This is a genomic window from Gottschalkia acidurici 9a (assembly GCF_000299355.1).
Taxonomy (GTDB): Bacteria; Bacillota; Clostridia; order Tissierellales; family Gottschalkiaceae; genus Gottschalkia; species Gottschalkia acidurici.
Genome location: NC_018664.1, coordinates 2,857,079 through 2,881,169, shown reverse-complemented (window position 1 = coordinate 2,881,169; position 24,091 = coordinate 2,857,079). Strand labels below are relative to the sequence as shown.

Below are 24,091 nucleotides of genomic sequence, written 5' to 3'. Positions count from 1 at the left end.
GCTGATTCCTGTAATATAAAACTTTAGATTACAATTGTACATAGACTGAAGAAAGGAGTATTTTATAATATGCGCTTTATACCCACATACTGTTTAAAAGAGGGGATGCTGCTGGGTAAGAACCTATATAATAATAAAGGGGGGCTTTTATTAAAAAAGGGTTCGGAACTAAAAACGCAGTATATAGATAAGATAATTGAGTTAGGTTTTCAGGGGATATATGTTGAAGATCATATATCTAAAGGAATCGAAATTAAAAATGTTATAGGAGAAGAGCTAAGATTAACACTGGTAAAGGGAATAAAAAACATATTTATAAATGTGGGAGACGGTAATCTTAACATTGACGGTGAGATAGAGAATGCTAGCAAACTTGTTGAAGATATGATTGAGGAACTTATTGAAAACAGGAATATAATGGTCAATATGATAGATATAAAGCTATTTGATGACTATACTTTTTTTCACTCCGTAAATGTTGCTGTTCTTTCGATTATATTGGGAATATCATTGAATCTAAATAAAGAAGAGCTGTATAAGCTCGGTGTGGGTGCACTACTTCATGATATTGGGAAAGTATTTGTAGGAAAAGATATATTGAATAAAAATGGAAAATTAACGGATGAAGAATTTGAAAAGATGAAAAAACATCCACTAGAAGGGTATAAATATATGAAAACTAGGTTTGACATTCCTACTAAATCATATATTGCAGTATTAGAGCATCATGAAAAGTATGACGGAACGGGTTATCCTAATAGTAAGATTGGAAAAGATATCTGTTTATTTGGAAGAATTATTGCTATAGCAGATGTATATGATGCATTAACTTCAAAAAGGCCTTATAGAAAAGCATTACTTCCATCAGAAGTAATGGAATATATAATGGGTAGCTCGGGAACTCATTTTGATTTTGAATTAGTAAATTTATTTACTAGGAAAGTTGCAGCTTATCCTATAGGAACTTGTGTAAAGTTAAGCAATGGTGTTATTGGTATAGTGGTTGAGAATTTCCCTGATGCATGCACTAGACCAAAAATAAAACTAATAGATAGTGATAATGAGAATCCTACCTATATTAATCTTAGGGATGACTTTAATAATAATAACTTAACTATAATAGATATAGTTAATATGTAATCTTACAAGTCATATATAGATGCTTTTTATTCAAAAATTACATATCGAATGTACAATAAGAGTAAATTATTAATAATTTTAGAAATTAGAAAATAAGATGAGTTATAGAATATATACAATTCTATAACTCATCTTACTTTTAATACAAGATTATCTAAATTAAAGGGATATGGTAACTTTTGTCGAATACAAATTATTAAAGAAAAAGAGTAAGAATACGCTTAGGGGGCAGATGTATGGACTATAATAGAAAAAAGAAATTGGCATATGCATCAGTATCTTTATATATAATGATTTACTATATATGGCTTGTATTCTTTAAAAATAACAATCCGCACTTTAATACTGTAGCAAATGTTTTTCACACTATCCCCATTTTAATTACATCAATAGTACTCTTTAAGATACATAAAAGGCGTCATAATAAAAGGGATTATTTTTGGCTTATTCTTTCAATAGGCATCGCAACTAATCTTATTGCTCAGCTTGTGAAAGATTACTATGAAATATTCCTAAACATGAATACACCTACACCAGGTGTTACTGATATCTTCTGGATATTGAGTACATTTTTCTTTTGGATCGCACTTTTCTATAAATGCTATCATAAAAGAATTAAAAGGTCTAATCTAATTTTAATGCTTGATACTATGACTACTATGTGTATAGCTGTTGCTGTAGTATGGACATATATAATTTCTCCTAATGTTACTGATTTACAAGGAATAAATATTCTTGCAATATTAACTTACGTTTTTTATCCTATTATAGGCTTTGGAATTCTATCTTGCTCAGTTAGTTTATACTTAAGTATGGATCGAACAGATATAGATAAGAGAAGCTTTATTATGATAGTAGTGGCATTTTTAATTATGTGCATTGGTGATTTAGGTTATTCTTACCTAGAATTCAAAGGGAATTATGCTACTGGAAGTTTAGTAGACCCATTGTTGTCGATATATAAATTTATACTTTTATTATCTGGACTAGAATATCTATCAGACTTATCAAATAATAAACAATCACTAAAAGCTAAACAAACAAGTAAGTGTTCAATTGAATCAATTAGTATGATATTAGGTATAATTATTATAGTATTGTTTTGTTTTGTACTTACTAAACAAGATATTGTTATATGGATTTGCTTTGGAGTAAGCATCACTTTAATTAATATAAGACAGATTATAGTAAGCTTTCAAAATAAAAATTTAATAGAGAAGCTTAGAGACTTAAATGAAACCTTAGAAATGAAAGTTAAAGAAAGAACTGAAGAATTTTTTAATATAGCTTTTTACGATCACCTAACAGAACTTCCTAATAGAAGATTGTTTGAACATAAATTAAAAAAGTTAATAGATGATTCCAATATAAATAGAAACACTATAGCTTTAATGCTCCTAGACTTAGATAGATTTAAGATAGTTAATGATACAATGGGTCACTCTTTTGGGGATCTATTACTTAAAGAAGTTGCTAAGCGTTTAAATAATTGTATGGATGCAAACTGCACTATATTTAGACAAGGTGGAGATGAATTCGCGGTTATAGTGGAGAATGTAGAGAGCAAACAGACAATTATAGAGGTCTCTGAAAGAATACTCAAAGAGTTAGTAAAACCTATAAATTTAGATGGATATCATACATATGTTACTTGTAGTATAGGAGTAGCAATTTATCCAGAAGATGGTGATAACTATGATACTCTGTCAAGGCATGCTGATACTGCGATGTATCATTCTAAGGAGCTAGGAAAAAACACATATACTTTCTATGGCTATGAAATGGATAGACTAGCTTCTAGAAAGTTAACTATTGAAAGAGAACTTTATAAAGCGATAGAAAGAGATGAGTTAACGCTAGATTATCAACCACAAGTGGATATATTTACGAGTGAGATAGTAGGAGTTGAGGCTCTAATAAGATGGAATCATCCTGAGTATGGAATCATACCACCACTTGAATTTATACCAGTAGCTGAAGAAACTGGACTAATAGGCTCTATTGGAGATTGGGTTTTAAAAGAAGCATGTATGCAAGCAAAAGAGTGGCATGATATGGGTTATAGTTTCCTCAAGATGGGAATAAATATATCTCCACATCAATTTCAACAAGAGGACTTCACCACAATTATAAAGCAAACTTTAGAAGAAATTAAGCTTGATCCTAAGTATCTAGATTTAGAGATAACTGAAAGTGTAGCTATGGAAAATGAAGATATAGTTATATCTAAATTAAATGAACTTAGAGGTATAGGAATAAAAGTATCTATGGATGATTTTGGAACAGGATATTCATCTTTAAGCTACCTTAAAAGATTTCCTATCGATACTCTAAAAATACCAAGAGAATTTGTAATAGACATAGGATCTAATGAAGACAATAAATCTATTATTGAAGCTATAATTACTATAGCTCGGAAATTGAATCTTAATATAGTAGCAGAGGGTGTTGAAAATAATGTTCAATTGGATTTTTTAAAATCTAAGAACTGTGCCAATGTTCAAGGATATCTATTTAGTAAGCCTGTATCTAATCAAATATTTGAAACTATGCTAAGAAATAATAGAATTTAATAAATTAAATTACTTTAACTACACATACCTACAACTATGCTTGTAGGTATTTTTATGTGAGCTACGTAAAATAAATATTCAAATATCTCAATATTGAAATAATTAAATATATATGGTAATATAATAATATAAATTATAAAATTCGAATAGGAGATGAGATGATGTCTTTAGCAGAAGTAACATTTCCAGGAGGAAAAAAAGTAGATGTAGATATAAAAGGACTTAAGGTGAAAACTGATCAACCTAAATTAAGTGGAGGAGATGGAACGGCACCATCACCTTTTGATTTATTCTTTGCTTCTATAGCGTCATGTAGTGGTTTTTATGCGCTTAGCTTTTGTCAAAGCAAAGGAATAGAAACAGAAGGATTAAAAGTAAGTTTAGATGTAGACAAAGATGAAGAAAAAGGACTTATATCTAAAATTAATATTGAAGTAACTCTACCAGAACAATTCCCAGATAAATATAAAGATGCAATACTAAGATCTATAGATTTATGTACTGTGAAGAAGAATATATTAAATGCACCTGACTTTAACCTAGAATTAAAATAATAGTTTTATTAAATTAAAAAGGACTCTTGTATTTTGCTTATTTTTAAAAAAGACAAAATACAAGAGTTTTTTTAAAAAATATTAAAAAAATCTACAAATACTATAGAAATTTGCCGATATATGTATAACTGATTATAAAAAACATAATACATAGAAAGAGGTGAATCTGTTAGTAAATCTTATTAATTTATTTTGCTTACTAATATGAAATAAAATATGTAAAGTAGGAAAGTAAGTGTTAGATTCAGAGTAGATTTTATAAGTTTTATGTAACGGAACTAATTTGTTAAAGACTATTAAAAGCAAACTAATTATTCTAATTTCAGCACTAATTTTATCATTAATTTTTGTGGGTATTTTCTCCACAGTTAATTTAAAACAAGTAAGTAATCAGTCATTTGTTATCTCAGAACAATGGATACCAGGTATAACTTTATCAGAGGAACTTAACACAATGACTTCAGATTTAAGAATATTAGATTACAGATACATAATTGAGACTGATGTAGATAAAATGAATGAGCTACATGAAGACGCAGATCAAAGGTCATTAAAGATTGAAAATGCTTTGAGTTCATATGAAAAGTCACTTTATAACGACAAAGATAAAAAAATATATGAAGTGGTAAAGAGCGAGTGGAATAGATATATCGAGCTTCATAAAAGGATAATGGATTTAAGTATGGAGGGTAGAAATGATGAAGCTATGGTCATAATGACCGGCGAAGCTAAAGATGCATTTGACTCAGCATCAAATTCTTTAATAGAGCTTGCTAACTTTAATAAAGAGATGGCAGAGACAGCAAGTAAAGAAGCGGATAATACTTATAAAGCAGCAAGTGCTGTATCTATAATTATAGTTGTTATATTAACTATAGTAGGATCAGTTTTTGCAGGAGTTATTATATTAGGTATAATAAAATCATTAAATATACTAAAAAAAGAAATAACTGCCCTTGCTGAAAGAGGGGGAGATTTAACACAGGAAATAAAAGTTGACTCTAAAGATGAAATAGCAGACTTAGCTAACGCATTCAATTCATTTTTATCCAACTTAAGAGTTATAATTAAATCAATTAAAGATAATAATGAGATTACTATAGAAATAAATGAAGCTATAAACACAAGCCTAAGTCAATTAACAGAAGGAGTAGAAGAGGTATCTGCTACAACTCAAGAAATATCAGCAGGAATGGAGGAAACAGCTGCATCTGCTGAAGAGATGGCTGCAACTAGTAAAGAAATCGAAAGGGCAGCTGAATCTATTGCAAAGAGATCACAGGAAGGCGCAATATCTGCTTCTGAAATAAGTTCTAGAGCAGCTGAGACAAAAGTTAGAGTTGTTGAAGCACAGAGTAAAGCAAGTGAAATCTTAGTACAAACAGAATCAGAACTAGACGAAGCCCTTAAAAATGTTAAGGTTGTAGAGCAAATAGAAGTATTATCTGAAGCTATAATGGATATTACTGCACAAACTAATTTACTTGCATTAAACGCGGCTATTGAAGCTGCAAGAGCTGGAGAGGCAGGTAAAGGTTTTTCAGTAGTTGCTGAAGAAATAAGAAAATTAGCACACCAATCAGAGGAAAGTGTAGTTCAAATACAAAGTGTAACTGAAAAAGTAATGGAATCAGTTAAAGGCCTTACTAATAGCTCAAATAGACTATTACTATTTATGACGGAGAATGTTTCTAATGACTACAAAATGATATTAGAGGTAGTAGAGAAGTACAGTGAAGATTCAGACTTTGTAGATAACTTAGTTACAGAATTTAGCTCAACTTCAGAGGAATTATTAGCATCTGTACAAAACGTATTACAAGCGATTGAGCAAGTAGCAGAATCAGCTAATGAAGGGGCTCACGGAACTACTAATATAGCTGAAAAAATGGTATATGTAAATGATAAGGCACATGAAGTAGATGATAAGACAAATGAATCAACAGAATTTGAAAATGTATTAAGAGAACATATAGGAAAGTTCACTGTTTAATAGAATAATATGCTAAAAATAAAATCACAAGAAACGGTCAATAATTATATCGTTACTTGTGATTTTTATTATATTCACTATTTAGAATACATCGTTATATGGTTTTGCCATTTACCTTTTTTATACACTACAAAGCCAACAATATCTGCTAGAATCCATCCTATAGGAATAGACCACCATATACCTTTCTCTGCGATAAATGGAATAGAAGAAAGCGAAAATGCCATTACTACACGAGTTCCTAGAGATATTACAGTTAAAACAATACACATAGATAAACTTCCTACTCCTCTGAATAAGCCATAGAATAAAAATAGGAATCCAATTAATAAATAAAATATTCCTACTACAGAAATATAATCTACACCTGTTTGGATTACTTTAATTTCACTAGGATCTACGAACATCTTCATAAACTGTTCTGAGAATGTGAGTATTATGATAGAGGTTATGATACAGAATGCTAGTACTATTTTAACCGAGGAGATAAATCCTTTCTTAACTCTATCTATTTTACCTGCTCCTACATTTTGGGCTACATAGGTTGAAAAAGCATTACCGAAATCTTGAACAGGAAGATACGCAAGGGAATCTACTCTCACAGCAGCTGTATATGCAGCTATTACGTCTGCTCCAAACATATTCACACGACCTTGTACAGCAACCATACCTATAGCCATGATAGACTGTTGCATAGATGATAATACACTGTATTTCGCTATTACAGAAAAAAGTGATTTATCAAATATAAACTCTTTTCTTTTCATCTTTAGAATAGGAACTTTGGAAAATATATATATTAAACTTAAAATAGAAGCTACAGCCTGAGCAATAACTGTTGCATAAGCGGCTCCCTCAATACCCATGTTAAAGTTTATGATAAACACAAGGTCTAGTATAACATTGATAACAGCTGCAACAATTAAAAAATATAAAGGAGTTTTTGAATCTCCAACTGCTCTTAGAAGTGCGGCCGCAATATTATATAATGATATAAATATTAATCCAGCAAAAATTATTCTAAGATAAGAAGCAGCACCATCCAATATTTCTACCGGAGTTTTAATCAATATTAAAAGTGGTTTTGCGAATATAAATGTAGTTATTGATAAAAATATAGTGAGTCCAATTATAAAAATAAACGATGTTGAGATGGTACGTTTTAAACGCTGAGAGTCATCAGCACCAAAGTACTGAGATATAACTATTGAACTTCCCATACATAACCCAATAATCAGCAATGTAATAAAATTCATAAGTGAAAAAGAAGAACCAACAGCGGCTAGTGCATTTTTACCTACGAATCTTCCAACCACTACAGAGTCAACCATATTGTAAAGTTGTTGGAATACATTACCGATGAGCATAGGAAACGCAAATTTTAACATCTGAGTGGTTGGATTACCGGATCTCATATCTAATGCCATAATGAAGACACCCCTTTCTGTGTACTATTTATAAAATTTTTAAATTAAAGGAAACGGAGCTTAAGTGGTTAAATAATAACGTTTTACTATTAGAGAGAGTACTAAGTACCTTAATTTATGGTAACATATAACTAAGGATATTAAAAATATTTATAATATTAAAAACACATATGATTTTCATATACATAGAGGTGATAATAGGTGGATATTAAACAACTTAATTACTTTATAGCTATTGCTGAGGAGAGACAAATTACTGCTGCTGCTAAAAGACTCCATATGACTCAACCACCATTGAGTCAGCAACTAAGTTCTATGGAAGAAGAGCTTGGGGTTAAGTTAGTATATAAGGTGGGAAAATACCTTGAGTTAACTGACTCTGGAAAAGTTCTCTATAAAAATGCTCTGAAAATACTAAATCTAGTACAAGAATCTAATATAGAAGTTAAAGAAACTGGAATTGGAGAAAGAGGAAAGCTATTGATTGGCGTTAATACACTTTCTTACTATAAACTATCAGAGATACTTCATAAGTTTCAAAGAAGATATCCTCATGTTTCATATAAGATACAACAAAATGAATCGGGACAACTATATAAATTGTTAAAGGAGAGGGCTATAGAGCTAGCAATCATTCGTTTTCCAGTTGAATTAGAAGGAATTTGTGTACACTACTTCAAACCAGAACCATTTTACTTTGTAACTTCAAGAGATATTGAACTTACTTCGAATAAAGTATCTTATGAACAAATAAAGGATTATTCACTTATATTACCTAGCACTGAAGGCCTAGGTCTTTATAATATGATAATAGAACAATTTTCATCCCGACAACTAAACATAAATGTAACATGTGAATGTTCTGATATCTTAGTTTTACTCCAACTAGTGTCATCAGGCTTTGGAGCTACTATTATACCAGAGACAATACTTAAAAGTCATAAAGAATACTATAATATAAAAACATATAAAATAGATGATGAGAGTTTTACAGCATCATCAGGATTAATTTGGCTTAAAGATCACTACCTATCTAAAACCTCACAGAACTTTATATCACTATTAAAAGAAATGTCAGAGTTTAACGTTTGAAGCATAAAAAAGAGCTGATTATAAAATATAATTAGCTCTTTTTCTTATTAATTTTAAAGAATTGTTTTACCGATTAAATCATTTATAAGATCTTTATTGTAGTTCACAATAAGTTCCATTGGAAACCCTACTTGCTCTGCAATACTTAATGAATTATGAAAAGATGCTACATCATAAGAAATATGGGAATCACTACCGAATATAACTTTTGTTTTATTCTCTTTACAAAGGTTTAAAAAGTTTTTTACATTTTCATTAGCTCCAACTCTAAAGCTCCCTGGATTTAAAGAAGAGTTATTAACTTCAAGAGCAACATTATGTTCTTTGGCAGCTTTTACTACTAATTCATAATCTAAAGGATATCTTGAGTCATCAGGATGTCCTATAATTTTCACATAAGGATTTTTTATTACATTTATTATAGCATTAGTATTTTTATCTATACATCCAGGATCTATGCAAGGAGGATGAAAACTAGCTATAGCATAGTCTAACTTTTTTAAAGTATCCTCATCTATGTCTATATTACCATCATAATCTATAATATTTGCTTCTATACCTCTTAATAAAATCAAACCGTCAATCTCTCTAGGCCATACTATAGTATTTTGAAAAAAATATTTATGAGCACCTCCAGGCATTGAAGGGGCATGATCAGAAATACCTAAGACTTTAATATCTTTTCTCTTAGCACCAGCAATCATTTCCTCTAGAGTACTATAAGCATGACCACTATTAATCGTGTGACAATGAAGGTCCATAAGTGCTTTCATATGTAATTCCTCTCTTTCGAAATATATTTATTTTTATTATGTTATTTAAATTATAGCATATGCAATAAGTTATAAGAAATACAAAGCTTATAACAACAATACATGGATACTATTTACATTATTGACTTAATATATAAACACATATAAAATGAGTATTAAAAAGGAGGTAGAAATGAACATAAATTATACAAATACTAAGTTAGAAAGAATAAGTATAATAGCTGCTATAATAGTAATATTGACATCATTGCTATCTGAGACACTAATTCATGCTACTCAGATAAAATTCTCGGATGTTCTTGAAAACTATCAAGGGAAAGAAAGTATCTATTGGGCGTTAGATCGAGGAATAATAAAAGGCTATCCAGATGGAAGATTTAGACCGAGTTTAGAAATAACAGAAAAAGATTTTGTTGTTATGCTAGCTAGATTTTCGACAAATGTTGAAGAAAATAAAGCTAAAGATAATGAATACTCACATTGGTCTCAAGTTTACTATGATGAGCTAAGAAAATATGAAATACCTTTGAAGGGATACAATGATGATAAAGCAAAGGATGAGTTATTAACAAGAGGAGATATAGCTAGAATAACAGCTGCTAAAAATGGTTTTAATCTTACAGAAGAACAAGCTATTTACTATATGTTTGAAAATGATCTTACAAAAGATGTTAAACCTAATATTTGGGACAGATCAAAAAGTATATTATCATTTGGAAAAAATCGTTATGTCAGAAGGGATCAGATTACAGAGCTTTTTAAGGTGATGGAATCTAAAAACAATACAACTTTTATGGGAAGAGTTAGTGATGTAAAAGGAAGTGAAATTAAAGGTATAGTAGGAGTACCACAGGAGACAAAGATTCCTGATTTCTCAGAACTACCAGAGTTTAGTTTTATAGACTCTAATATTGATGGTAAAATACTAATAGAAGAAAAGGCAGAAGAATTTTTGGAAAAATATGAATATAGTGTTCATATGAAAGTATATAATCAAAAGTCAAAGTTGGAAGATAACAATAGATTAGTATTTGAAACCTCTAAAGATATAGGTTTAAACTTAGAGAAATATAAAGGAAAAGAAATATTTTTAATAGGATACGAGTTAAAAGGGAAATCAAAAAATACAAACATTAGTCGTAACGGTATTATTGCATATATATACTATAATGAAGATGCTGAAATAATTGGTGCTTATCTAGTATATGAAGGATACGCTCCAGGAATAGTTTCTCTAAATGATAAAAGATATCTCAGACCTGAAAGCTTTGAACCATCTAAGTTAGAATTCACAAGGATAAACAAAGTTGAAATAATAGATACAAGTGACTATAGCAGAAGAGAGATTACAGGAAAAGAATTGGATGATTTTTTAAAGTTATTCAAAGATACAAAGTCATATAAAGGCAATTTGTCAATAAGAGGTAGTTCGGACTTTGCTATATGCTTTTATTATGAAGATGAAACCACTGTAATACTAGAATATTATGAAGTTATCAATAAATTAGTACTTTCAGATATAGACTATTGGTACTATGAAATAAATGATAGCTTGTCAAGATATATTAAAGGATAGAAACATTAAATAGAAATATAATTAGTGATATGTAAATAATTAACGGTAGAAATTTATAGAGTATGATTGACTTAAGTTAATCATTAAACTTAATATAGATATATAATAGGACTGATAATAAATATCAGTCTTTTTGCAATTGGAGGAAGATAAATGAAAAATATTTTAGTTGTAGATGATGAGGTTAAGATTGTAGAACTTTTAGAATCGTTCTTTAAAGTTGAAGGATATTTTATTTATAAAGCCCATGATGGACAAGAAGCTATAGAAATATTTGAAAAAGAAGAGATTCATTTGGCTATTTTGGATCTTATGCTTCCTAAAGTCAGCGGTGAAGAGGTTTGTAAAAAAATTAGATCTAAATCAGATATTCCTATAATTATGCTTACTGCTAAAGTAGATGAAGAAAATAAAATAGAAGGACTAGGCATAGGTGCTGATGATTATGTTACAAAACCATTTAGTATAAAAGAACTTATTAGTAGAGTTGCTGCAATTATGAGGAGAAGTTATAAAGAAGAAAATCCACAGGCCGAAAAATTTGTGTTTAATGATGGTGATTTAGAGGTTGATATAAAGCTTTCGACTGTGATAAAAAAAGGGATAGAAAGTAAGCTTACGCCGAATGAAGCTAAAATACTTAAAATTTTGATTTCTAACAGAGGAAGAATACTATCTAGGGATATAATTTTAGATAAAGCTTTTGGAATAGATTTTGATGGAATAGATAGAACAATAGACGTTCATATAATGAATATAAGACAAAAAATAGAAGATAACTCTAAAGAACCAAGATATATTCAAACTGTTTATGGTATGGGATACAAATTCAATGCTTAGAGGTGAATTATGAAAATAAAGCTTGTAAATAAATTGATAGCTAGTTTCTCTGCTGTAATAATACTCTCCATTACACTAGGAGTTATTATAAGTAATTATAGTATAGATAAGAATTTTAATGACTATTTAAAAGATAAAAAAAATAAAAAGATAGAGATACTAGTTGATACAATTGAAAACGACTTTGATATTGAGAAAGGAATGCAATATACGAGAGATATTGAACTACTTGCTAAAAGTGAAGGGTTTTATATTAATGTAAGAGATTTAAATGGTAGAAGTATATTTGAAACAAGCAAGGAATATTTACAGAATACAGAGGAAAGCTTACTTTTGAGATATCTTGAAAAGTCAAAAGAAAGATTTGAGAAGGATTACTATGGAGAAAAAAGTTATGACTTAGTTAAGTATGATAAAAAAGTAGGAGATGTAACTGTAGGATACTATAGCGTAGATAATTGTGGGATTAGAGATTTAGAAATGAAAAACACTATCTATAATATTTTAATTAAAACTTTCATTATAACATTAATAATTGGAATAATAATAAGCATATTTTTAGCAAAGCATTTCTCCACTCCTCTAAAAAAGATGACGGAAGCCACAAATAAAATTAGGGGTGGAAACTTAAAAGTACAGTTGGATATGAAGAGCAGCACATATGAGATAAATGAGTTGTGTAATTCAATAGATTATCTAGTAAAGAGTCTGGAAGATAAGGATATACTCAGAAGAAAACTTACATCAGATATGGCACATGAAATTAGAACTCCACTAACAATACTACAAAATACAATGGAAGCATTTTTGTATGGCGTTTGGGAGGTTACAAATGAAAGAATAGAGAGTTGTTATGATGAAATAATAAGACTTTCTAAATTAGTTCAAGGACTTAAAGATATAGAAAAATTAGAAGAAGTAAGCATGAAATTAAATTTTACTAAGTTTAATTTAAATAATGAAATAAAGCAACTTCTAGATCTTTTTGAATCCCAATATGAAAGCAAAGATATCAAGCTGAACTTTAAATATAAAAAAGAAGTAATTATAAACTCAGATAAAGATAAAATAAGACAAGTACTAATAAACTTACTTAATAACTCCTATATATATACGAATAAATGTGGAGAAGTCGAAATTACATTAGATGAAACAGATAAAAATATAGTAATTTCTGTTAGAGATAATGGAATAGGCATTTCTAGTGAAGACATACCATTTATATTTGAGAGATTTTATAGAACAGATGAAACTAGAGATAGAAAAACAGGCGGTACTGGAATTGGATTAACAATCTCAAAAGCAATAGTTGAAACACTTGGAGGCAATATTAAAGTTTATAGTAAATTAGGACAAGGTAGTACATTTATAACAACCTTACCAATATAAGACTAAATTTATTTTTGAAAATAGAATATCTTTATAATTTCTTTAAAATTCCCTTGTAAATTGTATAGTAAGAGAAAAACTTATTATACATTTAGGAGGGAATTTTTTATGGGGTTAGAAAGTGTTTCAACTCCTATAGCTTTCGGAGCAGGATTTTTATCATTTTTTTCACCATGTATACTTCCACTAATTCCAGTATACATAATGTATCTTACAGGTTCCAATGCCCAAGAAGAGCTTGAAAAGAGAAGACTTTTTGCACTAACAAGAACAATAGGATTCATTATAGGATTTACAATTATTTTTATGATAATGGGAACATCTGCTAGTTTCTTAGGAAAAATATTTGTAAGGAATAAAGATGTATTTTCAAAAGTTAGTGGAGTAATAATAATAATTTTTGGATTAAAAATGACAGGAATTATAAATCTAAATATTTTAAACAGGGAGAAAAGAATAGCGTCACCTGTAAAAGTAACAAATTGGTTTAGTTCCGTTCTAATGGGAATTGTATTTGCTGCCGGATGGACACCATGCTTTGGACCTGTGTTGGCATCTATATTAGTTTATGCAGGAGGAACCGCTACTGTTTCAAAAGGAGTTTATTTATTATTAATATATTCACTAGGAATGGCAGTACCATTTATATTAACAGCATTGTTTATAAATATATTTGACAAATTTATTAAGAAAGCAGAGAAATTCACTAAATATCTTCCTAAGATTAGCGGTATAGTGATGATAATTTTTGGAATACTAGTATTTTTTAATAAAGTCATAAACATAAGCGGCTTGCTTATCAGATAGATTAAAGATTGATGTAGGAAGACATTTAGTTTAGATTAAGTTTACATTAATATCAGGAGGGACTAAGATGAATAGAAAAAGTATATTTATAATAATACTTGCTGTAGTACTAGTTGGAGCATTATATTTCTTTACAATGGAAAGAAAGTCAGAAGAAAAACCATCTAATGAAAATACATTAAATAAAGATAATGAACAGAGTTCAATTGATGAAGATACGGAAAATAAAGAATTAGATGAAATAGAAGTTGGTAAAGAAGCACCAAATTTTACACTTAGAAATTTAGAAGGTAAAGAAGTATCATTGAAAGATTATAGAGGAAAAATAGTACTTCTAAATTTTTGGGCAACATGGTGTAAATTTTGTGACATAGAAATGCCGGATCTTCAAAAACTAGATAGAGAAAATGAAGATTTAGTAGTATTAGCTGTTGATGTTATGGAAGATAAAAATAAGGTAGTGGACTATATTAAAAAAGGCAATTATGATTTTGAGGTACTTTTAGATGAAAAGGGAGATGTAGCAAAAACTTACTTAGTGAGTGCATTCCCTACAACATATTTTGTAGGAAAAGACGGGAACTTGATAGGGTCAGTGCCTGGAATGATGACTTATCCTCAAATGAATCAAATTTTAGATAGCATAAGGGAAGATCAATAAGTGAAGCCTTTTTTCTTCTCATATAAGTCTATAACTATAACATGGCCTATGTTATTGATTATAATTTCGGTACTCATAAGTTATCTCATTGTAAAACTATTTTTAAATGAAAAAGATGGGGACAAAGGTAAAATCGAAGATATTTTTATGTGGTTATTGGTAACTGGATTTGTTGGAGCTAGACTAGGTTATGTTTTAATAAACATCAATTTATACAAAGATAATATGACTGCTATATTTAAGATATCTTACTATAATTTATCTCTAGTGGGAGGAATAGTATCCGGATTATTATTACTAATAATTATATCTAAAAAATATAATATTAAATTTGAAAAGTTATTAGAAACTTTCACTGTGCCATTCTACTTTTCTATGTCTATAGGGGTATGGATACCAATATTTGATAGGACTTTAATAGCTTCTAATCATATAAGAAATAGTCAAAGTGGAGCTTTGAATTTATCTACATTATTTTTATTAGCTATGATATTAGAATTAACCCTATTTAAAAAGTTAAATAATAAATACTTGAGGTTGTTAACTTTAACATTGGTAATATTTATATATAAAATGAAAAGTTTTTAATAAAAATAATTAAATTTTTATTTTTAGTAGTTTATTTATTATAGAAACTTGATATAATGTATGTAAGATGATATCATAACAATTAAATAAATTTTTATATTTTAAAGATAATGATAAGGAATAGTATATAGAGGATTACTTTATAGAGAGCTGAAGAGTGGTGGAACTTCGGTAAGGTACTTTATAGAAGCAGCCTTTGAATCTCATATTGAGAAATAAGAGTTACTAGCTCTTAAAGTAGATATTGACGTTTCCTCACGTTATAGAGGGTAGAATATGTACATTATATTCTAACTGAGTGGGCAATACTATATTGCCTATTAGGGTGGTACCGCGAAGTAGATCCTTCGTCCCTTTTGGGATGAAGGATTTTTTTTATTCAAAAAAAGAAAGGGAGGAATTTCAAATGGAAGAGATTCTTGAAATTTTAGAAAAAAATAGTAGATATACAGATGAGCAAATAGCTATTATGACTGGAAAAACGGAAGAAGAAGTTAAAGAGGCTATAAAGTTTTTTGAGGAAAATGGTACAATAGCTGGATATACTACTCTTATAAATTGGGATGAAACTAAGAAAGAAACGGTTACTGCATTAATAGAAGTTAAAATAGCTCCACAAAGAGGAGAAGGATTTGATAAAGTAGCAGAAAGAATATATAAATTCCCGGAAGTAAGAGCTTGCTATTTAATGTCAGGTGGATTTGATGTAACAGTTATTGTAGAAGGTAAAACTATGAAAGAAGTAGCACACTTTGTATCACAGAAACTATCGGTGCAGGAGTATATTCTTAGTACAAGTACACACTTTATTCTTAAAAAGTATAAAGATAATGGTAAAATATTTGAAACAAAAGATACTGATAACAGGGAGGCAATAATCATATGAAACTAGAAGATATGATTCTAAAAAATGTAAGAGATATGCCCCCTTCAGGAATAAGAAAATATTTCGATATGGTTAATGAAATGGAAGGGGTAATATCACTAGGGGTAGGAGAGCCAGACTTTGTTACCCCTTGGAATATAAGAGAGGCAGGGATATATTCTCTTGAAGAAGGTCATACTCATTATTCTTCTAATGCAGGGTTTATAGAACTTAGGGAAGAAATTTCAAACTATTTAAATAGAAGATTTAACCTTTCTTATAACGCTAGTGATGAAATACTAGTAACAGTAGGAGGAAGTGAGGCTATAGATATAGCACTAAGAGCTTTAGTAGGTCCTGGAGATGAAGTTATCATACCAGAGCCAAGCTTTGTGGCTTATAAAGGATGTACAGCATTTACAGGCGCTACTGCAAAGGTCTTAAACCTTAGAGCAGAAGATGAATTCAAATTAACGCCTGAAATGCTAGAAGAGGCTATTACACCAAAAACTAAAGTAGTAATAATTCCATTTCCCAACAATCCAACAGGAGCTATTATGAATAAAGAGGAGTTAAGTGGAATAGTAGAAGTTCTAAAAGATAAAGACATAATTGTAATTTCGGATGAAATATATGCAGAGTTATCGTATAATGAAGAACACTACTCTATAGCAAGATTTCCAGAGATGAAAGAGAAAACTATAGTTATAAATGGATTTTCCAAAGCATATGCAATGACAGGATGGAGACTTGGCTATGCATGTGGACATACTGTACTAATAGATGCTATGAAAAAAATTCATCAGTATGCTATAATGTGTTCACCTACAGTATCGCAATATGCAGCTATAGAAGCACTAAAAAATGGTGATAGCAGTGTAGATGAGATGGTTAGATCTTACAACAGGAGAAGAAGAGTACTAGTAGATGGATTTAGAAAGATAGGACTTGAATGTTTTGAGCCATTAGGAGCATTTTATGTATTTCCATCTATCAAGTCAACAGGAATGAATTCAGATGAATTCTGTGAAAAACTTCTTATGTCAGAAAGAGTACTTGCAGTTCCAGGTAATGCTTTTGGAGAATGTGGAGAAGGATTTATAAGAGCATGCTATGCGTCTTCTATGGAAAATATAATGGAAGCTTTAAAAAGAATAGAAAGATTTATTAATAATCAAAAACCTATATAAACTACTATATAGGTTTTTACTCATTTAAATAAAATTTAAGTCTTTATAAAATATTTTTGTTAAAGTTATATAAAAATAAATTTATTAGCGTGTGGTATACTGTAGAAAATACTGAGATTAATATAAACAGAGTTTGTAGTAAGTGAACAAATTGTTAAAAAAATATCGACAAACAAAAACATTTATCGACAAAGAGTGACAAAGATAGTCCTTCCATTCTAAAAGTTTTTACATTGACATAGATATTTTATCTGTATTAAAATAGGCTTAGCTTAGAAAGTTCTATTCAATAAAATCAACTCTAAATACACAACATGAAAACGTTTCAGTTCAAATTTTTATAACTGAGTACCAATGTAAACTCTCAATTCTAAGCAAAATTAGTGGAATAATAAAAAGAAAATTTAGAGAGAAACGCTATTAAACATTGTTAAAAAATTAACAACACATGCTATATATATTCGTGAGGGCTTACATTGGCAAAGGACGTTAAAATTAAGAGGAGAAAATTAAAGGAGGAAGAATTTTGAGTAACAAAATTGATTATGTTAACGAGAGGTTACCAGTTAAACAACTTGTACCACTGGGACTTCAACACGTGCTATCGATGTACGCTGGTGCACTTGTAGTACCGATAGTATTAGGTGGAGCATTGGGACTTAGTCCACAACAACTTGCTTATCTTATCGCAGCGGATCTTTTCACTTGTGGTATAGCCACACTAATACAAGCATACGGTATAGGAAATTATGCAGGAATTAAGTTACCTACGATTTTAGGATGTTCATTCGTTGCTGTTGGTCCAATGATTGCAATTGGTACAGCTGCAAATGTTTCTTCCGGGGTTCAAGGGCTTACTATAATTTATGGAGCCACTATAATTTCAGGTCTATTACTATGGGCTGTTTCAGGTTTATTTGGAAAGTTAACAAGATTTTTCCCACCTGTTGTTACAGGTACGGTTATTACAGTAGTTGGTCTTTCACTTATTCCTTTAGCACTTGACAATGCTGCTGGAGGAGCAAATAATGCAGACTATGGAGACCCTAAAAACCTACTTCTTGCAGTATTTGTACTGGGAGTAGTAATATTTATGAACAGATTCTTTAAAGGATTTTTACAATCTATATCTGTACTAGTAGGATTACTTGCAGGTACTATAGTAGCTTATTTCTTAGGAATGGTTAATTTTGAAGAAATTCGCCATGCTGGATGGTTTGAACTTATACTACCTTTTCATTTCGGAATGCCAGAGTTTAGATTAGATGCTATTATATCATTAACATTAGTTGCTATAGTTACGTCAGTAGAAGCAATTGGAGTGTTTCTAGGATTAGGTGAAATTTGTGATAAAGAGATATCTGAAAAAGATATCATAAAAGGACTTAGAGCAGAAGGTATAGCTAAAACTATGGGTGGTTTATTTAACTCATTCCCATATGCTACATTCTCACAAAATGTTGGATTAGTTACGTTATCAGGGGTTAAAAGCCGTTTTGTTTGTGTAGCTGCAGGATTTATACTAATAGTATTAGGGGTTATTCCTAAATTTGCGGCATTAGGTACAGCGATTCCTATGTCTGTACTTGGAGGAGCAACACTTGCGATGTTCGGTATGGTTGCAGTTTCAGGTATAAGAATATTATCTGGAGTTGACTTCTCAAAACAAGGAAACTTAATAATAATAGCTGTTTCTATAGCTATAGGTCTTGGATGTAAGGTATCACAGGGTGCATTAGCAAACCTTCCAGATGGATTAAAAATGATATTCCAAGATGGTATAATATCAGCAAGTTTATTCGCAATAGTGCTTAATATACTTTTCAACTTTAAAGATATTAAAAAATCTTCAACAGAAGGATCATCAGAGGCAGTAGCGGAATAAATTGCTTTACAAATACAGTAAAAAAGGATGTAGATAATTATCTACATCCTTTTTTAGTATATAAATCGTTAGGTATTATTTTAATATTGGTTTAGTAAAAGTGGTTGACATATATAAACTATATGCATATACTATAGATGAAAATAAAATATTTCCTCGGTAGGTGAGGTTACTACAAGGATACGGGTTGCTGCCGTAAAAGGATGGAGACATTCTGAACTGGTTAGCAGGTTTTGCCGAACAAAGAAGGCTTAATCTAACGCAACTTCATTGCCTTGCAGAGCTAAAACTTGAACGAGATAAAATGGCTATTATAGAGCTCTTGTCGTGTTTAAGTTTGACGGGAGCTTTTTATTTTTGAAAATAGGAGGTGGAAAAGGATGGATACTGATGGTAGTAATGAGGATAGTAGAGGTAGAAATATATATACTAGAAATAAAATTAAATCCAATAAACATATATTAGGTGTTATTCTTTTTCACATAGACTTAATTTAGAAGTAAGAAATTCTTTTCTTGTATACATTTCTCTATCTCTCATCTTTTATTTCTATTAGTTTCATTTTGAATTAGCTAAAATAGTAATTTCAATTTACCAACTTAATATTTTATTTCCTTCAAAAAGGTTAAAAAAATATACTTATTAACCTTTAGTTTCTTGCTGTATTTTTTAGCATGGAGGTGTAAGAGATGAAGAAAAGAAATGTAAATCCAGAGATTAAAACAAAAGAAATTACAGAAAGACTTAAAAGTTATAGTAAGATTGAGTTAACAGAATTATTTAATGGACTAGATACTAGTCGCAAAGGATTATCTGTAACAGAGGCTGAAAAAAGAATAGATATGTATGGTGAGAATCAAATATCTCATGAAAAACCAACATCTTGGTATATTCAAGTTATTAAAGCCTTTATTAATCCATTTGTGTTAGTACTATTTGCACTTGCGGGAGTTTCTCTATTTACAGATGTGATACTTGCTCCAGTAACGAAAAGAGACTTTACTGCAATAATAGTAATCGGTACTATGGTTACTATCAGTGGGATCTTAAAATTTATGCAAGAATTTAAATCGGGTAAAGAAGCAGAGAAGTTAAAATCAATGGTAAAAACAACTGCTGCGGTTCTAAGAAGGGAAAATGGAGTTAAGGAAATAAATATATCCGATATAGTACCAGGAGACATAGTGTATTTAGCAGCGGGTGACATGATACCAGCAGATTTAAGGATAGTTTCATGTAAAGACTTATTTGTAAGTCAATCATCTTTAACAGGAGAGTCAGAACCAGTTGAGAAATTTTCAATAATAAATAAGTTAAGCGAAGATGCAACAATATCTGAAATAGATAATATATGCTTACTAGGTACTACTATTGTCAGTGGAAGTGCTACTGCAGTTGTAGTATCAACAGGTGATGAAACATATTTTGGAACTATGGCAAAAGCCTTATCTGAGAAAAAAGAGATTACTAGCTTTGAAAAGGGTGTAAATAGTGTAAGCTTTTTATTAATAAAATTTATGCTTGTTATGGTTCCTATAGTTTTTTTTATAAATGGAATAACAAAAGGAGATTGGTTACAAGCACTTTTATTTGGTATATCAGTAGCAGTAGGACTTACTCCTGAAATGCTTCCGATGATAGTCACAACTAACCTAGCTAAAGGTGCTGTAGCTATGGCAAAGCGTAAGACAGTGGTAAAAAAACTAGATGCTATCCAGAATTTTGGAGCTATGGATGTACTATGTACTGATAAAACTGGAACACTAACATTAGATAAGATAGTTGTGGAAAAGTATCTAAATATTCATGGAGAAGAAGATAAGAGAGTTTTAAGACATGCATATTTAATTAGCTTCTATCAAACAGGACTTAGAAATTTAATAGATTCAGCAATATTAAATCATGGAAATGATTTTGGATTTGAAGAACTTAAAAATAAATATAATAAAGTGGATGAAATACCTTTTGATTTCTCAAGAAGGAGAATGTCTGTTGTACTTCAAGACAAAGAAAATAAGAAGCAACTTATAACTAAAGGAGCAGTTGAAGAGATGCTTTCTATCTGTACAATGGCAGAATATGATGGTGAAGTTGTAAGGTTAACAGATGATATAAAAGCTAAAATTATAGAGACAGTTGAAAAGTTAAATAATGACGGAATGAGAGTTATAGGAGTTGCTCAAAAAAATGATGTTCCTGATGAAAATACATTTGGTATTAAAGATGAAAGTAAGATGGTGTTTATGGGTTATATAGGTTTCTTAGATCCACCGAAGGACTCTGCAGCTGACGCTATAAAAGCATTAAATGATCATGGTGTTGAAGTAAAAATACTAACTGGAGATAATGATGCTGTAACTAAAAAGGTTTGTAAGGAAGTCGGAATCACTGTTGAGAACATATTACTTGGAAATGATGTAGACTTATTAAGTGATGATGAGTTACAAGAAGTAGTGGATAGAATTAATATTTTTGCAAAACTTTCTCCACTTCAAAAATCAAGAGTAGTAAAGATACTTCAAAGTAAAGGTCATACTGTAGGATTTATGGGAGACGGAATTAATGATGCAGCAGCACTAAAACAAGCTGATGTTGGTATTTCTGTAGATACAGGAGTAGATATAGCTAAAGAGTCTGCAGACATAATACTTTTGGAAAAAGATTTAATGGTTCTTGAAGAAGGTGTTATGGAAGGAAGAAGAGTTTTCGGTAACATTATGAAGTATATTAAAATGACTGCAAGCTCTAACTTTGGAAATGTATTTAGTGTTTTAGTTGCTAGTGCATTCTTGCCTTTTTTACCTATGCAGCCTATTCATTTATTAATACAAAATCTTTTATATGATATATCTCAAATATCTATTCCATGGGATACAATGGATGATGAATATTTAAAGAAACCAAGAAAATGGGATGCAAATGATATTGGCAAATTCATGATCTTTATAGGGCCTATAAGCTCAATATTCGATATAGTAACTTTTATAGTGATGTTATATGTGTTTAAAGCTAATACCCCTGATATGCAGTCTTTATTTCAATCAGGATGGTTTATTGAAGGACTACTGTCCCAAACACTTGTAGTTCATATGATTAGAACTAAAAAGATACCTTTTATTCAAAGTAGAGCTACAACTCCAGTACTACTTTTAACAGGTTTGACTATGATACTAGGTATATGTATACCATTCACTTCATTTGGAGCATCTGTTGGATTAGTACCATTACCATTATCATACTTCCCATGGTTAATCGGAATCTTAGTGAGCTATTGTGCATTAACCCAAGTGGTAAAAAATATTTATATTAAGAAATTCAAAACACTAATATAGTTAAACTAAAATTCTAGACTATATGAGGATATTAATATAAAATAATAATAGAAAAGAAGAAAGGAAGCGAAGAATAAAAGTGTTAGATATTATAGTAATAGTAGTTTTAGCGTTATATGGAATTAGTGGATGGAGAAGGGGACTCATATTATCCATATTTGGTATTGTAGGATATATATTATCAGCAGTTATAGCAAAGATTTACTCCCCAGACTTAACAAACTATATAATAAACAATACGAACATTGCCAATATTATAAGTCAATATACGAATAAAGGTGCTGTAGCAAACCCTGCAACCAACATCATTTCAGACATGGCTGTAAAGTCCTTTTTAAGTATAGTAACTTTTATGGTTATCTTTTTTATTACGTCACTAATAATATCTAGAATAGGTAGATTAATAAATAAGGTAGCTTCGCTACCAATACTTGATGGAATTAATAGTTTTGGTGGGATGGCATTTGGACTTTGTAAAGGATTAATAATAACATTTATAATACTTGCCTTTGTAACATTTGCAATAGAAATAGGTAATGATAATAATCTGAATGAATCTATTGCAAAAACTGTTGTTGTTAAGTTTATGTATGATAATAATCCCATAGTTAGATTAATAGAAAATATAGTTAGTTAAAATATATGATAAGCTATAACCTATATGTTGAAATGCAAATATAGTAAGGTATAATTTATAGTGATGTGAACAGAGGATTTAGTTAAGATAATTATCTTAACTAAATCCTCTGTTTTATTTGCAACAAAATACTAGGGTTGTATATATTGAATTATGACATATATATTTGACATAATGCTAATAATAGACTAAGATATCATTAAGAAAGAAAAAGTATTACAAATATAGGAGGGTCATGAAAATGGGATTATTTAATAAAGAAAGAGGACTTGTTGATGAGCGAATATCTAATACGATGAATAAAATCTTAAAAGAATCATATATAATAACAATTATAATATGTTTTATATCTATTTTTATTAAATCTTATTTATACGGATTTAGAGCTAACTTAGTAATTACCGAAATTATAGTTATTATTGTGTCATCACTGTATTCTATGATTAGAAAGATAAGTCTTGGTGTGTACTCAGATGAAATTGAGATGCATGATAGAACAAGTAAGACACCCATGAATATTAAAAATATTATTGTAGGTTTAGCTCTTGGTATTGTGATATCATTTTATTTTGGGATAAGAAGCTCTATATTATATGGAGGCGATAAAAATAGACTGTGGTATTTTATAATAGTATTTTTTGCTTCATTTATTATGTATATACCTTTTTTAGTTGGAGGTATAGCTATAACTGATTTTATTGCAAGAAAAGCTAGTAAAAAGATTAATGAAAAGATACTACCAGAAGATAAAGATTTGGAGTAGGTGATT

General features: G+C 29.9%; 19 protein-coding genes, 1 riboswitch and 1 other annotated feature. Of the genes, 17 read left to right on the top strand and 2 right to left on the bottom strand.

All coding sequences use genetic code 11. The features are described from left to right. Nucleotides 1-105: 105 nt before the first annotated feature. The 4 genes from CURI_RS13660 to CURI_RS13645 all read left to right on the top strand — a co-directional run bounded on the left by CURI_RS13660 (nucleotide 106) and on the right by CURI_RS13645 (nucleotide 6,260). Nucleotides 106-1,140, top strand: coding sequence for an HD-GYP domain-containing protein (locus tag CURI_RS13660; RefSeq protein ID WP_228370433.1), 1,035 nt, complete (start codon nucleotides 106-108; stop codon nucleotides 1,138-1,140). A gap of 236 nt (nucleotides 1,141-1,376) precedes the next feature. Further along, complete coding sequence (locus CURI_RS13655) at nucleotides 1,377-3,713, top strand: putative bifunctional diguanylate cyclase/phosphodiesterase (protein WP_014968861.1); 2,337 nt, start codon at nucleotides 1,377-1,379, stop codon at nucleotides 3,711-3,713. A 161-nt stretch (nucleotides 3,714-3,874) separates the two neighbouring features. Continuing rightward, the gene (locus CURI_RS13650; protein WP_014968860.1) at nucleotides 3,875-4,267 is read left to right on the top strand and encodes an OsmC family protein; all 393 of its coding nucleotides are present in this window, start codon (nucleotides 3,875-3,877) and stop codon (nucleotides 4,265-4,267) included. A gap of 283 nt (nucleotides 4,268-4,550) precedes the next feature. Beyond that, the gene (locus CURI_RS13645) at nucleotides 4,551-6,260 is read left to right on the top strand and encodes a methyl-accepting chemotaxis protein (protein WP_014968859.1); all 1,710 of its coding nucleotides are present in this window, start codon (nucleotides 4,551-4,553) and stop codon (nucleotides 6,258-6,260) included. 77 nt (nucleotides 6,261-6,337) lie between these two features. Here the strand turns inward: CURI_RS13645 and CURI_RS13640 are convergent, their stop codons facing one another. Then, a complete protein-coding gene (locus CURI_RS13640) occupies nucleotides 6,338-7,687 on the bottom strand; it encodes an MATE family efflux transporter (RefSeq protein WP_014968858.1) in 1,350 nt (449 codons plus the stop codon). 201 nt (nucleotides 7,688-7,888) lie between these two features. On the opposite strand from CURI_RS13640, the gene CURI_RS13635 reads away from it, so the two are divergent. Continuing rightward, entirely contained in the window at nucleotides 7,889-8,779 is an 891-nt protein-coding gene (locus CURI_RS13635; RefSeq protein ID WP_014968857.1) for a LysR family transcriptional regulator, read from the top strand. A gap of 53 nt (nucleotides 8,780-8,832) precedes the next feature. Here the strand turns inward: CURI_RS13635 and CURI_RS13630 are convergent, their stop codons facing one another. Further along, nucleotides 8,833-9,552: a phosphatase gene (locus CURI_RS13630; RefSeq protein WP_014968856.1), complete on the bottom strand. Its 720-nt coding sequence runs from the start codon at nucleotides 9,550-9,552 to the stop codon at nucleotides 8,833-8,835. 172 nt (nucleotides 9,553-9,724) lie between these two features. Between CURI_RS13630 and CURI_RS13625 the strand changes: the two genes are divergently transcribed. The 12 genes from CURI_RS13625 (at nucleotide 9,725) to CURI_RS13570 (ending at nucleotide 24,085) form a co-directional block, all read left to right on the top strand. Then, on the top strand, nucleotides 9,725-11,128 hold the full coding sequence (locus CURI_RS13625; RefSeq protein WP_014968855.1) for a DUF4830 domain-containing protein: 1,404 nt from the start codon (nucleotides 9,725-9,727) through the stop codon (nucleotides 11,126-11,128). A gap of 153 nt (nucleotides 11,129-11,281) precedes the next feature. After that, a complete protein-coding gene (locus CURI_RS13620) occupies nucleotides 11,282-11,968 on the top strand; it encodes a response regulator transcription factor (protein WP_014968854.1) in 687 nt (228 codons plus the stop codon). Between the two features lie 9 nt (nucleotides 11,969-11,977). Next, nucleotides 11,978-13,357, top strand: coding sequence for a HAMP domain-containing sensor histidine kinase (locus CURI_RS13615; protein ID WP_014968853.1), 1,380 nt, complete (start codon nucleotides 11,978-11,980; stop codon nucleotides 13,355-13,357). Nucleotides 13,358-13,465: 108 nt separating this feature from the next. Continuing rightward, the gene (locus CURI_RS13610) at nucleotides 13,466-14,164 is read left to right on the top strand and encodes a cytochrome c biogenesis CcdA family protein (RefSeq protein ID WP_014968852.1); all 699 of its coding nucleotides are present in this window, start codon (nucleotides 13,466-13,468) and stop codon (nucleotides 14,162-14,164) included. Nucleotides 14,165-14,231: 67 nt separating this feature from the next. Continuing rightward, complete coding sequence (locus CURI_RS13605; protein ID WP_014968851.1) at nucleotides 14,232-14,825, top strand: TlpA family protein disulfide reductase; 594 nt, start codon at nucleotides 14,232-14,234, stop codon at nucleotides 14,823-14,825. Further along, the gene (locus CURI_RS13600; RefSeq protein ID WP_014968850.1) at nucleotides 14,826-15,413 is read left to right on the top strand and encodes a prolipoprotein diacylglyceryl transferase family protein; all 588 of its coding nucleotides are present in this window, start codon (nucleotides 14,826-14,828) and stop codon (nucleotides 15,411-15,413) included. A gap of 101 nt (nucleotides 15,414-15,514) precedes the next feature. Further along, nucleotides 15,515-15,771 (top strand) — a binding site (T-box leader). Nucleotides 15,772-15,819: 48 nt separating this feature from the next. Next, nucleotides 15,820-16,299 (top strand): Lrp/AsnC family transcriptional regulator, encoded by a 480-nt coding sequence (locus tag CURI_RS13595; RefSeq protein WP_014968849.1) that lies wholly within the window; start codon nucleotides 15,820-15,822, stop codon nucleotides 16,297-16,299. Next, a complete protein-coding gene (locus CURI_RS13590) occupies nucleotides 16,296-17,468 on the top strand; it encodes an aminotransferase class I/II-fold pyridoxal phosphate-dependent enzyme (protein ID WP_014968848.1) in 1,173 nt (390 codons plus the stop codon). The genes CURI_RS13595 and CURI_RS13590 overlap by 4 nt, the downstream gene beginning before the upstream one ends. A 526-nt stretch (nucleotides 17,469-17,994) precedes the next feature. Next, nucleotides 17,995-19,353 carry a nucleobase:cation symporter-2 family protein gene (locus tag CURI_RS13585; protein WP_014968847.1) on the top strand — a complete coding sequence of 453 codons (1,359 nt, stop codon included), beginning with the start codon at nucleotides 17,995-17,997 and terminating at the stop codon, nucleotides 19,351-19,353. A 148-nt stretch (nucleotides 19,354-19,501) separates the two neighbouring features. After that, a riboswitch (M-box (ykoK) riboswitch) is annotated at nucleotides 19,502-19,661 on the top strand. A gap of 381 nt (nucleotides 19,662-20,042) precedes the next feature. Next, nucleotides 20,043-22,685, top strand: a complete 2,643-nt coding sequence (gene mgtA, locus CURI_RS13580) for a magnesium-translocating P-type ATPase (RefSeq protein ID WP_014968846.1) — start codon at nucleotides 20,043-20,045, stop codon at nucleotides 22,683-22,685. A gap of 79 nt (nucleotides 22,686-22,764) precedes the next feature. Beyond that, complete coding sequence (locus CURI_RS13575) at nucleotides 22,765-23,322, top strand: CvpA family protein (protein ID WP_014968845.1); 558 nt, start codon at nucleotides 22,765-22,767, stop codon at nucleotides 23,320-23,322. Between the two features lie 241 nt (nucleotides 23,323-23,563). Then, nucleotides 23,564-24,085 (top strand): DUF6773 family protein, encoded by a 522-nt coding sequence (locus CURI_RS13570; protein ID WP_014968844.1) that lies wholly within the window; start codon nucleotides 23,564-23,566, stop codon nucleotides 24,083-24,085. Nucleotides 24,086-24,091: the final 6 nt, after the last annotated feature.